This window comes from Bdellovibrio sp. CKG001 (assembly GCF_055397465.1).
In genome coordinates, this window is record NZ_AP029173.1 from 1,593,872 (window position 1) to 1,608,372 (window position 14,501).

Here is a 14,501-nt window from a genome sequence, read left to right on the forward strand (position 1 = left end):
AAGTAGCATGTATGAGGGCGGTCATCTTTCCTTTAAATCGCTAATAAGATGCGGGGACTCGATTGTTTTGAGTCTTTCTTTCTTACTGCTTTTGTCTGGTTGCTCGTCAGAGATTTTAAGCTGGAATGCCAAAGCGACTGAGATTTCTGGAAGGCTTTTGGATCCCATTTCTAAGAGTTTGTCTGTTAAATCCGAAAAAGTTTCTGCTTCCTGTGCGGGCGCTAACGCTAAGTTGTATAAAATTGATTCGAGCGGTGAGGAGATTCAACCGGAGTTGGCGACAAGTGCGCTTTCAGAGTCCGCTGGATATTCGTTTAAAATTCAGGGGGCGTCAGGACTTGAGTTTAAAAACGGCAAGTTTTCAACTCCTCTGGTGGTGCGTATCGAGGGATGTGGGGAAATACTAAGTCGCCCTGTCACTGGAGTGCAGGGGCAGGATGTTTCTCAGGGGTCTACGCTTTTGGGATATCTCTTAGATACGGATGAAAAACAGAAGCTGGCGAGCGCGCTTGTGTTACATCAGGACAGAATGGAGTCCGTGATTAAGTCTTTGCAAGGGGCACTCACTTTTGATGAGGCCTATCAGATGCTGACTACCGATGCGCAGGCTCGAGAATTCTTCAAAGATATTTTAGGGGTGGCTCCGACGATCTTGACTGAAGCAGCTCCTCAAGTTTTGAATCTGGATGTTCCAAGTCAAGGAGACGAGCTTCAAGCCATGACGATGTCAGTGAACACGGGTCACTGGTCTCCAGAATATGCAGTCGCTTATATTTGGAAGCTTGATAATGTTCAGATTTCAACCGGCCCCAGTCTCACCTATACGACATCGGCCAACGATCAGGGAACGCACACCCTGAGTTTGTATGTTGGAAAAGACAATGGAAGCGGGGGGCTGGACTTAAGCAAGCCCTACAAGATTTTGACAAAAACTATTGTGATTCAGAACACTGTTCCTGCTGTAGCGCCGGAACTTTCTCTTATTACGGCCTCGCCGACAAGTACGGCCGCCATCAGCGTGTCCATAAATACCGGTTCTGGGTTGGTGAACTGTGCAAGCTTTTCTAAATTGGCCCTTACTGTGGATGAACCCGCAGCGCCGTTGGATCTTGCTCGCTATGATATTACCTGCTCTCAGGGGGGTTCCCAGTCCTTGAATGTCATGCTGCCCACAGGGGATGGCAACAAGGTGCTTCGTTTGTGGGCTCTGGATGCTGGAAATAATATTTCAACTGTCGCCAGCTCAGTCAGCGTAATCCTGGAGCAAGATTCGCCAGTGGTGAATTTGCAAAATGTGGCTTCCTTGATCCGCGGTGGAGGTGAACAAACGATCTCCTTCACGGCTCTGGATCTTGGGGTTGGGGTGGAAAATGTGGTCTTGGAGTATGCCGAAGATGGCATGAACTTCTCAGAGCTTGCATCATATTTAAATCCAGTTGTTAGTAGTTTTACCTACGTTTGGAGTGTGCCTAATCAAAACACCAGTGCGGCCCGTTTGCGCGTGCGAGCGAAGGATAAAGCCGGGAACTGGAGCAGTGTTGGCAGCTCTGTCTTTAAAATAGACAGTCTGGCACCGAGTTTAAGTTTGACCTCCTTGAGCTCGGGAACATACCTGGGGGGGAGTGCGCAGAATATCACGTGGAGTGCGAGTGATTTGCATTTACCTGCAAAGCCCATAAAGATTGAGTACAGTGCGAATGATGGTGCCTCCTGGAATACGATTGTCTCAGATATTGAAAATACAGGTAGTTACAGTTGGGTGTTGCCATTTCTAAATTCCACGCAGGTTCGTGTTCGGGTCACAGCTGCAGATCAGGTGGGAAATGTCGCGCAGGCACAGTCCGCAGCAAATTTCAGTATTGATTCCATGGCACCGAGCTTGCCGGTACTAAGCCTCGTCAGTGCGGAATATTCCAACAGCGCGACCGTAAATTTGAATTTGTCCTCGTGCACTGATATTGCCAAGATCCTTATTAGCGAATCATTGGTTCAACCCGCTTCTGCAGCGTCTGGCTGGCAATCTTGTGTTCTTATGCCTTCCTATGTTGTATCAGGTGAAGGTCGTCACACTTTGCAAGTATGGGTGCAGGATGCTGTCGGTAATGTGAGTGCCAGCTCTGTCAGTGTTAATATGACCTTGGATACGACATCTCCGTTGGTGTCATTGACCTCTTTGAACTCGGGATCATTCCGAGGAGGCGAGGAGCAAAAAATCACTTGGAACGCCAGTGATTTGAACCTGTCCGCAACCCCAATCAAACTCGAATATTCTAGTGATAATGGAAGCACTTGGAATGTGATTGTTGCTGGGACATCGAACTCAGGTACTTATAACTGGATAGTCCCATCAATCAATTCCACTGAAGTCAAAGTGCGGGTGACACTAACGGATCTGGCAAATAATAACACCTCCGCAACGTCGACGGGAAGTCTTTCCATTGATAGCGTGGCACCTTCTGCACTTAGTTTAACCAGAGTCTCCGCTAGTCCCAATAACTCACAAAATGTGGATCTTGCGATTGCCAACTGTTCCGGTGATGCCGTAGCAATGATCTTTAGCGAATCCAGCACGCTACCGGATCGCAGTGATGCAAACTGGGAAGTTTGTGGTGGGAATAAGATGTTTGTGGTGTCAGGTGGAGATGGCAATAAGACGATCTATGCTTGGGCGAAGGATAGCGTCGGGAACGTGTCTCCGGCAAGTACAGTTACAATGGGATTGGATACAACACCGCCCGTCGTGGTGTTGCAATCGCACAATGCTGGAATCTTTGCTGGCGGCAAGGAACAGTTGATTCTTTGGACTGCCTCAGACCTAAACTTTGGTTCCAACCCGATGGCCTTGGAATATTCTACGGACAGTGGTGCGACTTGGCAGCTAGTTCAAGCATCCCTTGTGAATGGTGCCAATTCCTGTGTGGTCCCTGGAGGGAGCACGGGATGTGTGAGTTGGACACCCCCTAATCTTGATAGCAACCTAGTTCGTTTGCGATTGCGGGCGAACGATCTGACGGGCCTTTCAACTGCAGTGACTTCAGCAGTAAATATCACATTCGATTCGACGCCGCCCACTTTGCTGTCTATGGTAGTGAATGATGGGGACAGCTATGCTGGGACGCCACTCGTGAATGCAAAGGTTGGTGTGAACGATAACTTTTCGACAAACGTGCATGTGCGCTTTGCAGAGACAACCGAGTCTGGCGAGTGTCAGGGCCTTTTTGCCGATAACAACTGGGTGGCGTGGGGCAATGCGACTACGGCAATACCTTATACGCTTTCCCCGGTAGATGCGGTTAAGAAAATTTGTGTCTGGGCCAAGGATGAAGTGGGCAATATATCTGCATTTTCCCCATCGGTTTGTACCTTGGGCATTGATTGTGACACGATTTCCTATCAGACGGGAAATCCCCCAGTCATAGTCAATCTGTCACTAGAGCGAACCGCCGGAGGTTCAAGTGTGGTGGTAGGGGACCCACTCACGGTCAATTGGTCGGTCAGTGATGTGGAGGGTTTAAGTAACAATCCTATCAGCATTGCCTACACGACTGACAACCTGACGTGGAAGGATTTGTATACTAACCTGGACACCTCAACACCATCCAATATCACATGGTTTGGTTCTTTGTCGGGGAACCAAACTTCGGCAAGTGGAACTATTACAAACTGGATTTCCCCCACCAGTGGATTTTTAAGAATTAAAGCAGTCGCTAAGGATCAGGCTGGCAATCTCAGTATTACAGCCTTCTCGCAGGGGCTCGGGCTTGGTAACTGGAGCTTTTATGCAGGATCTACAGGCCGTGGTGATGGGGGAACCGCAACTTCGGCTGCGATCTCGAATAGCAGTTACGGGAATCATAATCTGGCGATTGATCCTGTACGAGGGGACATCTATGTTCTTGATTATGGAACTGGAAGAATTCGAAAGCTCGATGTAAAAACGGGAATTTTGGATACATTTTCAGTTAATGCCTCGACCAACCTGTCAACCACAGGAGAAGCTTTGCCAAGTGTGATTAGAATCACTGGAGTGAACTCTCTGGCCTTCGATAAGAAAGGTTACATGTATGTGCAAGATGGGAACTATAACGTTTATCAACTGAACCTATCAGCAAAAACATCTCGACTTTATATCAAGCGAGGGAGTGTCTATGATCACACGGCTCGCTGGGATAACGTGAGCTTTAGTGATGGCTCTAAGTTGGTCTTTGATGAGGACAACTCTGTTTATTTCTTTGCAAATTGTATTAATGAGTTTGTTGCTAATGTAAAGAGACCGAAAAGACTGTTTAAGCTTACGCAAAATTCAGATGGGACTCCGGGGAATCTAAGTGCGATTGCCGGGGACTGCAGCAATGGAAACCCTGTTGCGGGTACTGCGGCGCTTTCAACACCAATTAGTTCGGATGCGTACGACGCAGTTACTGCGACCTTAGAGGTGATGGACCGTGGAAATACGATTTACTTCGGTCACTATGGTTCCAGTTCTTACTACAAAATTCTGAATGGTATCATCAGAACTACAAATCTCGTCGGTAGCGGATATAAGCAGATTTCTTTCAATCCCGTGGATCAAATGCTTTACTATCGCGATGGTAACTACCTTAAAAAGGCAACAGTGAATACCGCTGGGAATGGTGGCGAGGTTTCAACGATAGTTGCTGGAGCACCGTATTCCTCCGGATGTTCGAAGGATGGTGTCAATGCGACTTTAGCTTGTATCTATAATCTTTCGATGGTTATCAACGGCTCCGGGACCCTTTATTTCTCGGATGGTCCTGGTGGGAATGCCAATAATCGAATTCGTTACATAGATGGGCAGGGGCAGATCAGAACTGTTATTGGATCGTTGCCATTCTATGGCGATGGCGGTGATAAGATGTTAGCGCGTGGTACGTTCCGAGGAATCTATTACAAAAAGGCCTCAGAAGCAAACCAAGCGGCATTTCCTGCTGGACTGTATTTTGTTGATAGCAGTGCGATGATCTTCGGGTATATCAATCCCTTGACGAACAAAGTTGAAGTGCTCTGGGGGGATCAGGCCAGAACTGTCTATGCAGAAACGGGAGTCACCATCAGCAAGGATGGTGATCTTGGTCCTCCGCACATGGGCGGCGGTGGACATTCCTTAACCTTTGATTCCAATGGTCTTCCATGGCTAAGAATTGGAAGTTTAGGCTATCGAATTGACAGCAACCGTAAGGCAGTGCGTCTTCAGAATAGTTCTTCTGCATTTGAAACTGCAGAGAATGGTTCGGACCCACGCAATACGGCCATGCACTATTATGGCGGAATCTCAAACCTTGTCTTAAAAGGGCAGGGGATGTTTCTGATCGGCGGGTTCCCTCAGGTGGGCTATGATCCAGTAGGGAAAATTCAGTACTTGGATTTTAGTAGCAACGTTGTCACCAGAGTCATGGGTGGAACGACTGTGACCCTTTCCATGGGGCCAACAAGTAGTGCTGATATCACGACTCCTGGTGGTGGAGTGCAAAATGCGACCTTCGCGCCTGCATGCATGGGTAGTTCCAACCGCTGCTATTTGAGCTATCGAGAGGATCAAGATCGTCTCTATTTCTCTGAGGGGAATAAACTTCGATATATCACCAATCCAGATAATCCGGCTACGAGCACGCTGAATACTCTGTTCACGGTTGCTTCAGGGCTTATCCACAATTACATCTTCTCTATGGATGGAAAACAAATATGGTATTTCAAGGATAATTACGGTCTTTACTGCAAGGATATTTCGTCTGGCAAATCATGGTGTGATAACACGACAGACTATAACACCTTGAAAAGTATCGTCGGTAATTTTGCGGCGGGAGCTAATGGGATGACGTGGATGGATGAAGATACGATCCTCATTAGTCCGGGCACTGGCAGTATCTATCAATTTGATCTTCCGACAGGGCCCTAGCGCTATGCTCAAATTACTCGGTTGATGAGTCCCATTGAGGTTAATAATTGTAGTTGATCAGAGAATTAAAGTGCCCCGGCACCGCCGCTTTAAACTTCAGACGGGCCTTGCTGTGGGGGTGAGTTATTTCCAATTCCGCCGAATGCAGGCAAAGATTCTTGTAAGGAGTATTGGCTTTACCGTACTTGGCATCCCCTACGATGGGATGCCCGGCTTCCGACAAATGAACGCGGATCTGGTTTTTCTTTCCCGTCAGAAGATTGATTTTTAATAGAGAAAACTTGTCCGTTTCTTTCAGGACTTCGTATTCGGTGATCGCCAGTTTTCCTTCTGTGGAGTCCGAACTTGAGTGTACGACATAGTCTTCGTCTTCACTCAGATAGCTCTGAATGACTCCGGATTTCTTTTCCAAAGTGCCGTGAACAATGGCGTAATAGGTTTTCACGTTGTCTTTCCAGTTGTCCTTGATGAACTGCTGGGCTTTTTCAGACTTGGCAAACACCAATACTCCCGAGGTGGCCTGATCCAGGCGGTGAATCACATACACGCATTTGTTGGATCGGGGATTTCCTTTGCGCACGAACTGGTTCAAAAGATTGTGAACTGTGTTTTCCCGTTCCCATTTGGCAGCGACCGTCAGAAGGCCCGGGGCTTTGTTGCCGACAATGATATCCAAGTCTTCGTGCAGGATTTCAAAACCTTTCGGCTGATATTTTTTGGGTATTTTCTTTGTCGCCACGGGAGGTCCTTTTTCAAACGGGTCGTAACATAATCCTTCTTTTGCCTGAAAAAGTCACCAACTTCCGAAATCTTCTGTGATAGGCTAGCGGTTATGAAATTATCGATCCGCAAAGCCCAAAAAAACGACGTCCCGACCATTCTGAAATTCATCAAGCTTTTGGCTGAATACGAAAAACTGGCTCACGAGGTTGTCGCGGATGAAAACCTGTTAGAGTCTCAGCTTTTCGGTGAAAAGTCCCCGGTGCAGGTTCTGATCGCAGATCTGAATGAACAGCCCGTCGGATTTGCGTTATACTTCTATAACTTCAGTACCTTCCTGGGGCGCAAGGGCATTTATCTGGAGGATCTTTTTGTTCTGCCTGAAACTCGCGGACAGGGGGTGGGAAAGCGTCTTTTGCAGGCTTTGGCTGCGCAAGCAGTGGCAGAAGGTTGTGGTCGTGTGGAATGGTCTGTTCTGGATTGGAATAAGCCAGCCATTGATTTCTATAAGTCCATCGGTGCCGTGCCTATGGATGAATGGACCGTGTACCGGCTGACCGGACAAAATCTGGAAAACTTTGCCCGATCCTCAGGTGAGGGGTAAGGTTAGTAGGCAATCGCCCTTTCATTGATATCACATTCCGTCAGGTGCCAGTAATAGTACTCGCCTTTGACGTATTTAAGGTGGCCGATACGGGAATAAAAGTTCCAGGAAAACACGCCATTGTGTCGGCCATTTCTAAACTTCCAGTAAGAGGCATCGACTTCATACCATAGCCAGGTTAACTTGCGATCAAAGACAACTTCCTTGGTCTCTGTTGTTGTTACCAGCTGAAACCTAAAAACATTTTGTTCTTTATTCTGATAAACCAAAAAATCACCATCTTGCATTTTGCATTGGCCCAGGTATTCATCGCCCTGGACAGTGGCAAAACTGGAAGAAGGAAAAGACAGAGCAGCAAGTACGAGTAAGACGGCAAGATGTTTCATGTGAGTGACTCCTTTGGTGGCTCCTTCAGGGTAAGTAAAGAGGCAAAGAGATGTCATCTCCCGGAGGGAAAAATTGTTTCTCATAAAATGAGAAACAAGACCCGTCCGAGAGTTTATATTTTCTGTGGGATCAGGTTCTTTTCTCTCAGGAAGGTCTCATTAAAAATCTTTGAAGTGTAGCGAAGCGCTGAATCACAAAGGACAGTGGTGATCACGAGCTTCCTGCCTTTGTTCTCCAGGGCATACTTATAAGCAGCATAGACGTTCAAAGCGGCAGAGGTCCCCACCAGAAGGCCATCGTGTTGCGCCAGATGGTAAAGCATCGAAATCATCTCGCTGTCGTTCACCTGAACTGCATCATCAATTAGGGCCTCTTTGAAGTTCGCCGTCAGGCGCATGATGCCGATGCCTTCCGTGATTGAAGAGCCGGTTGATTTGATTTCCCCAGTCGTCAGATAGGAATACAAACCAGACCCCATCGGGTCCACCAGTCGGATGTGGACGTGGGGATTTTTTTCTTTTAAGAAGCGTGAAACTCCGGCAATGGTGCCGCCGGTGCCAGCCGCTGCAATGAAGGCATTCACTTGGCCGTCGGTCTGATCCCAAATCTCAGGGCCTGTGGTTTTATAGTGGCTTTGATAATTTGCTGTATTTTCAAACTGATTGGCCCAGAAGGCCCCACGCTCTTCAGCCAGGCGGCGGGCTGTGTGATAAAAGTGATTTTGATCAGCAAACGGACAAGGGGCGACTGTAATCAACTCAACCCCCAGGGCGTTCAGCGTCTGGTACTTCTCGGTTGCCTGATTGTTCGGCATAACAATCACGCATTTATATCCGCGTTGTGCCGCTAGTGTCGCAAGACCAATCCCGGTATTTCCTGCGGTGCCTTCAACGATGGTGCCTCCGGGCTTTAGCAATCCGTCGCGCTCGGCTTGTTCAATGATTCCATGGGCCGCCCGGTCTTTCACACTGCCACCGACATTCAGGAATTCGGCCTTTCCATAAATATCGCAACCGGTGATTTCGGATAAAGAGTGAATTTTAATAAGTGGTGTTGAATATAGCATGCTTTAAGATTAGCGATTTAATCGGCAAGATGGGAGGAAAATCCCGTCTTGCCAAGAAGTGTTGATGGGAAACAGGTTTGGTAAAATTCAGTTGAATCCCGGATGATTGCCTGTCAGAGTTTTTATTCTGAAATGAGGTAAATCGATGAAGTCGGTCGTGTTCGCAGTCGGTGTGTTATTGATGGGTGCTTCCAGTTTTGCAGCGGAAGCGGTGAAAGATAATTCCTTCCTCGTAGAAGAAGCCTACAATCAAGAGCCTGGGGTTGTGCAGTTCATTCAAACCTATCAGTATCTGGACCCGGCGCATGAGTGGGGCTATTCGTTCACAAATGAAATTCCCATGGGAGATGAGACTCATCAATTTTCCTATGTGATTCCCGTCCTGAAGACCCGGGATGCAGCTGGTGACGACCAAACTCAGGTGGGGGATGTGCTGCTAAACTACCGCTATCAGCTTTTGAATACAGATTTAATCGCGATGGCTCCGAGATTGTCTTTAATTGTGCCAACCGGAGACTATAAAAAAGGTTTTGGCAACGGCGTGGTCGGAGTGCAGTTTAATCAATCTGTTTCTATCGCTATTAATGACCGTTGGACAAATCACTGGAATGCGGGATTCACTTTCACTCCTGATGCCAAAAACGATGTGGGTCAGACGGCTTCTATCTTTGGCTATAACTTTGCCACCAGTGTGGTATACAATATGACCCCTAAGACCAATCTGCTTTGCGAGTTCGTTGTGAATAACAACGAGGTTGTGACAGGTCAGGATCAAAAGGGCTCTGAGACAACTTATTATGTCGTCCCGGGTATTCGTTCCGCCTTCCAGGTGACAGAAGATACAGAAGTGGTTCCTGGTATCGGTGCTCTGTTGGGGTTAGGACCTTCCGCCGTAGAGCACGAACGTGGTGTTTTCCTGTATCTGTCTATTGAATCCAAATTGTTCTAGTATATTTCTGTGACTCGGGAAACGCTGATTTCCCGGGGCACTTGCTTGGTAAGTTTGATATTTACATATGAAACAGTGTCTTCTTTTTGCGTCCCGTATTTTCGGGTGCTGACGTATTTGTAGGAAAGAAGATCCTTGTTTGACTTATCCGGAGCCCCCAGTTTTTTCTCCAGTCGATCGCGACTCATCATCAGGCCGGTTTGATCTGCAAAGGCCGTTGTGCGCAGAACTTCTTTGGAAGGGGCGCAGTGGCGGCTGTACTTGTAGGGTGTTCCTGCCCGGATCAAGCGAATGTCCGTGATAATCCCCTCGGGGCCTCCCGCAGCGCCAGATTCAAAGGCCAGTAGGGTTTTATCAGTGCCACGATAGCACACCCCACGCGTAAGCTTGCCAGGTTGGCCTTCCTGAAAAACATAAGCTGGTCCCAAAGACGTCTGAACGCTTTGCAGATTGGCGATGCCGATGGCATGCCCCAAAATGGTCTGAGCCCCCAAAGAGATCTCTTTATTATTTCCCAGAAAACCAAAGGTAGATTCTTCATTTGCCGGTGTGGTGACGCAACCAACACTTGCTAAAGTAGAAATTAAAATCAGAATTTTTTTAAAAAATGCCATCTCACTTTCTCCTTAGTCTTAATATGTTGTCGAGACACGGCATGATAGTCCATCAAAAAAAAGTCTGACAAAGTCCGTCCATCCGAAAAAAAGTGAGTTATGCAAATTATAGCTTTGCAATCCTCAAGGGGAGCGTCGTTACAAAATAGATAAAACACTCCACTCGGCGTACAACAAACCAGAATTGACTTGATCCTGTTTCCGCGGATCTATAATTCTGCGCTCCTGACTATGACTGAAATTCAGGAACGTCCCTATTTTTCTAAAAAGCTCCATGAGCTGTTTGAGCTCAAAAGAGCCAAGAACAAAAGGTATTCCCTTAGGTCCTTTGCCAGTTTTTTATCCCTGAATCCTGGCACTCTGTCCGCCGTCATGAAGGGGAAGCGTATGGTTCCCTTACAGGATGCCGCCAATGTGATGTTAAAACTTGGGTTGGCTCCGGCAGAACAGGAGGAGTTTCTGCTAAGTCTGGGCGTGAATAAACCGCCAGCCACGTCAGCCTATAAACTTGATGCCAGTAAATACGCGGTTCTCTTTGATGAATGGGAGTACTTCGTCCTGTTGGCGGTTTTTCGATTGCCTGATTTCGAAAGTTCCGCGTCCTGGATGGCGTTGAAGACCGGGATTCCTGAGGAACGTGTGGAGATCTGTTTGCGGAATCTTGAAGTCCTGGGATTGATTGAACGCCCCGGCAAGGGTGCATGGAAGCGCCATCATCAAAGTCTTTACTCATCGCACGACATTTCATCCCAGTCTTTGCAGAGGGCCCATTTGAACACCCTGGAAATGGCCAAAGAAAAGCTGCCTCTGATTCCCGTTGATGAGCGGGACTATTCTTTTGTGACTGTGGCCCTTGATGAAAAGCGGTTTAAAAAACTAAAAAAACTGGTCCTGAAGTTTCGCGATGATGTCTTTGAGCTCGATGAGCAGTCGCAGGGTGGTGATCTCTATCGAGTGGCCTTGCAATGCTTTCCCATATTAAACAAGCACGAATAGGAGCCTGATATGCTGTCTGTTTTAAATCTTGTTCTTACTTCCTCTCTCAGTTTTGCCGGCGGTGATTGGGTGGGAAATGGGGGGAATGTTCTGGAGTGTGCCCCAACAGAAAAAGTTCAGCTTTTGGACTACTTTGAGGGTGAGCAACTCAGGCATATAACTGTCGACTTGGGGACTGGTGCCACCTATCAGGAAAAGGTTCTTTTTGCGCTCGATCGTCTCCGAGCTGTGAATCCCACAAGGGCGGCCCAGTATAGGCTATGGTTTCAGAGTTTTGCCGAAGAAACGCAGTGGTTTTCACAAGGGAAATTTTTGCCGATTCGTGATTCGGGTGCAGTTATTATTCCTGCAGAGTGCGAAATTCGTCAGATCGCCATTCAACGCCCTGAAGACCTGATGATGCCGGGGGATAAGCGCTACGTGATTGATCTGCGTTTATGGAGTCGACTTTCTGAAGCAGACAAGGCCGGTTTGATCCTGCATGAACTGATTTATCGAGAGGGCATTGAAAACGGTCAGTCGTCATCGCCGCGAGTTCGTTATTTCAATCAGATTCTCAGCTCATCAAAGATACTTACCTACGACAGTCCAAGATTGTTGAATCTGGTGAAACAGGTGGGATTTAAAACCACAGACTATAGAGGCTGGGCCGTGGATCTGGATCACGCCACTTACTATGAAAGTGGGGCACTGCGAGGCGCGCTGGCGCTGGGGGGATACTGGCAGTCGGTTCACTTAAAGAACAAATGGCTGGGCTTCTATGAGGATGGCAACTTGGCGCATTTTTCCATTAATTCCCTGGAGCCTGTGTCAGTACAGTTGTTCGGTCAAATGATCACCCTGCTGGGTGAGGGGGCCTCGGCGTCACTATCGCGAATTTCATTTTTTGCGGACGGTTCTGTTGAATCAATGCCAGTAAAGGGATTCATGGAGATCTGCCTCCAGGGGCAGATCGTGCGGGTGGCAAATGTCCTAGGGAGTATTTCCTTTTGGCCTGACGGAAGCCTGCGAGCCGGAACACTTCTGGATACGTGGTACTACGCAAGGGAAAATCGGGCTGTCACTGGCGCTATCGAGCTGGATTCAAAAGGACAGCTGATACGCAGATTTTTTTAGACAGCCCTTTTTCGGTAAGTCCTTTAACAAGTCAGACCGTTCCCAGTTTGTTTGGTTGGATCACAGCTTTGCCCTTCGCGCACATCTTCGGCTGGATGGGGTAGTTTATTTTGAGCCGTATTCAGACAAGTTGTGTTGGGAAGGGCGTCAATCGCTTTCCGCAGACTGATTTCACTCTGATAGCCGACCGTGTGTGCAATCTCTTCTCCCGACGGGGAGATCAGACTCATGGTTGGTACCGCGCGAATCTTGAATTTGTCGGCAATAGCCTGGTTCTCGGGCAGGGAGACATTCACCCGCACGATTTTGAAGGAGCTGGAGTTGCACTCTTTTTCGACCTGAGGAAGGTACGCTTCCATCTGATGGCAAATCGGGCAGGTCTCTGTATGGAAGAATAAAAGTTTTGCTGCATTCGGAGCGACGGACTCAAGATTGGTGCGACCTTGAGGTGTCACAAAGCTGATTTGTTCGTGGGTTCCATCCTCTGACAAGATCGAAGGCAGATTCGACTGGGTCAGGATGATAAATGCCACCAGGATCAATCCATAGCCAGTGGCCTGCTCGATTTTCGGCAGGTGGGGGCGCAGCTTATTAAGGCGTCCCTGCACCAAATCGCCTCCGACAGCCAAAGCCAAGAAGGGCATTACAATCCCCAGGGCGAAGCTGGTCATCAAGGCGACGCTTTCGGATAAAGAGCGATCCTTGGTGGCCACATAACTTAAAACGCCACCCAGAATCGGCCCCACGCAAGGTGTCCAGGCCAATCCAAAGGTGGCTCCGAACAAGAACCCATGCAGGGACTTAGGAAGGTATTTCTGTATATTGGGCAGATAAGCTGAGCGGCCCAGCCATGCAAACAGGCGGGTGCTATCGCTGTTTTGGAAAGCCATGCCCGACATTTTAAGTCCATACAGGAAGATGACAATCGCTGAGGCGATCAGTAAAGGGCCTTTGGCCTCGCCCAGGAAGTCGGAAACAAAGGGAAGACTTAGTCCCATCAGTGTGAAGGTCGCCATAAAGCCTAGCGCAAATAGTCCTGTCGACTGCAGGCGAGCAAAGCGGGACGAGCTTCCTGCCATCAAATAGTTTGCAGCAATGATTGGAACCATCGGAAGTACGCATGGCGAAAAGAAGGTGAGCAGTCCTGCGCCGAAGACGCCGATAAGGCTTAGTTCCATTGTATCTCCTGTGCTTGTTTTTGAATTTCATAAGCCATCTCGCGCAGACGGAAGGCCTTAAAGCCCTTGCCTCTCAATTTTTCAACCAAAGGATTGGCAAGTGTGCAGTAGCGACCGCGACAGAATACAAAGATGGTTTTATTTTTTGAAAAGGTGGGAAGGCTTTTTTTAAGATCAGCCTGCGGTATATGAAGGGCCCCGTGTATCGGAGACCCCTGGGAGTCCTCGAGATCGCGCGCATCCACCAGGGTGGCTTTGCCAGCCTGAACCATTTTTAAGACCTCTCCGGTGGAGAGGGGCGTGCAGAGCTCCTCTGGGCACAGGGCCTTCTCGTCCAACTGAACCTGCGGGTGGAGTTCGGACGCCAGGTTTTGCAAAGCCAGCCATACATCCAAAACTTTCTGGTTGGCCAGGCTATAGACGCGAGACACGCCTTGCTTTTCACACTTAAGCAGCCCCACTCGCAACATCTTCTGAAGATGCTGAGATGTGTTTGCTATGGATTCCCCCGATTTTTGACTGAGGGATTCGACCGTGCAGGGGCTATTCGCCAACGACTGCAGAATACGCAGACGAATCGGTGAGGCCATGGATTGGGAAATCAATCCTAGGCTGTCATAAATGCGGGAGCGAATGAGTTGTTGAGTTTCGTTTTGTTGCTTCATGGATTCAAGTATTCAATAAATTACTTGAATATAACAGCTGTTATTATCCTGACAGGCAAGAGGGCTGGAAACCGCTGGCGGAAGGGGTTCACAGGCTTTTGCTGCCAGAAGCTGTCTTTTGCGGTTGTTCTGCGAGTTTGGGTGGAGTGTAACTCATATATATAGAAACCTTTGGCGCAAAACGGAGGGGGTGACCTGGGGGTTTCTATCGAAAGTGTCAAAAATGGGTCCTAGCGGGGTGGTTTTCATATAAAAAGGAGGGGGCCTGTCGAAAATCAAATGTGAAAGA

The 14,501-nt window shown here is 48.2% G+C and carries 11 protein-coding genes; 5 read left to right on the plus strand and 6 right to left on the minus strand.

What is annotated here, in order from left to right; translation table 11 throughout:
• Positions 1–157 precede the first annotated feature (157 nt).
• On the plus strand, positions 158–5,917 hold the full coding sequence (locus ACZ50P_RS07705; protein WP_464134838.1) for a hypothetical protein: 5,760 nt from the start codon (positions 158–160) through the stop codon (positions 5,915–5,917).
• A gap of 40 nt (positions 5,918–5,957) precedes the next feature.
• Here the strand turns inward: ACZ50P_RS07705 and ACZ50P_RS07710 are convergent, their stop codons facing one another.
• Positions 5,958–6,656 carry an RluA family pseudouridine synthase gene (locus ACZ50P_RS07710; RefSeq protein WP_464134839.1) on the minus strand — a complete coding sequence of 233 codons (699 nt, stop codon included), beginning with the start codon at positions 6,654–6,656 and terminating at the stop codon, positions 5,958–5,960.
• A gap of 93 nt (positions 6,657–6,749) precedes the next feature.
• Between ACZ50P_RS07710 and ACZ50P_RS07715 the strand changes: the two genes are divergently transcribed.
• Complete coding sequence (locus ACZ50P_RS07715) at positions 6,750–7,241, plus strand: N-acetyltransferase family protein (RefSeq protein ID WP_464134842.1); 492 nt, start codon at positions 6,750–6,752, stop codon at positions 7,239–7,241.
• Positions 7,242–7,243: 2 nt separating this feature from the next.
• Here the strand turns inward: ACZ50P_RS07715 and ACZ50P_RS07720 are convergent, their stop codons facing one another.
• Entirely contained in the window at positions 7,244–7,627 is a 384-nt protein-coding gene (locus ACZ50P_RS07720) for a hypothetical protein (protein WP_464134843.1), read from the minus strand.
• 113 nt (positions 7,628–7,740) lie between these two features.
• Entirely contained in the window at positions 7,741–8,694 is a 954-nt protein-coding gene (locus ACZ50P_RS07725) for a cysteine synthase A (RefSeq protein WP_464134846.1), read from the minus strand.
• 145 nt (positions 8,695–8,839) lie between these two features.
• Here ACZ50P_RS07725 and ACZ50P_RS07730 point away from each other — a divergent pair, with 145 nt between their 5' ends.
• Positions 8,840–9,643, plus strand: coding sequence for a transporter (locus ACZ50P_RS07730; RefSeq protein ID WP_464134848.1), 804 nt, complete (start codon positions 8,840–8,842; stop codon positions 9,641–9,643).
• Here the strand turns inward: ACZ50P_RS07730 and ACZ50P_RS07735 are convergent.
• A complete protein-coding gene (locus ACZ50P_RS07735; RefSeq protein WP_464134850.1) occupies positions 9,640–10,257 on the minus strand; it encodes a hypothetical protein in 618 nt (205 codons plus the stop codon). The genes ACZ50P_RS07730 and ACZ50P_RS07735 overlap by 4 nt on opposite strands.
• Positions 10,258–10,644: 387 nt before the next feature.
• Between ACZ50P_RS07735 and ACZ50P_RS07740 the strand changes: the two genes are divergently transcribed.
• Positions 10,645–11,253 carry a DUF4423 domain-containing protein gene (locus tag ACZ50P_RS07740; RefSeq protein ID WP_464134851.1) on the plus strand — a complete coding sequence of 203 codons (609 nt, stop codon included), beginning with the start codon at positions 10,645–10,647 and terminating at the stop codon, positions 11,251–11,253.
• Positions 11,254–11,262: 9 nt separating this feature from the next.
• Positions 11,263–12,369: a hypothetical protein gene (locus ACZ50P_RS07745; RefSeq protein ID WP_464134853.1), complete on the plus strand. Its 1,107-nt coding sequence runs from the start codon at positions 11,263–11,265 to the stop codon at positions 12,367–12,369.
• A gap of 23 nt (positions 12,370–12,392) precedes the next feature.
• Here ACZ50P_RS07745 and ACZ50P_RS07750 read toward each other — a convergent pair whose 3' ends face one another.
• Positions 12,393–13,547: a cytochrome c biogenesis protein CcdA gene (locus ACZ50P_RS07750; protein WP_464134856.1), complete on the minus strand. Its 1,155-nt coding sequence runs from the start codon at positions 13,545–13,547 to the stop codon at positions 12,393–12,395.
• Positions 13,538–14,212 (minus strand): ArsR/SmtB family transcription factor, encoded by a 675-nt coding sequence (locus tag ACZ50P_RS07755; protein ID WP_464134858.1) that lies wholly within the window; start codon positions 14,210–14,212, stop codon positions 13,538–13,540. The genes ACZ50P_RS07750 and ACZ50P_RS07755 overlap by 10 nt, the downstream gene beginning before the upstream one ends.
• Positions 14,213–14,501 lie beyond the last annotated feature (289 nt).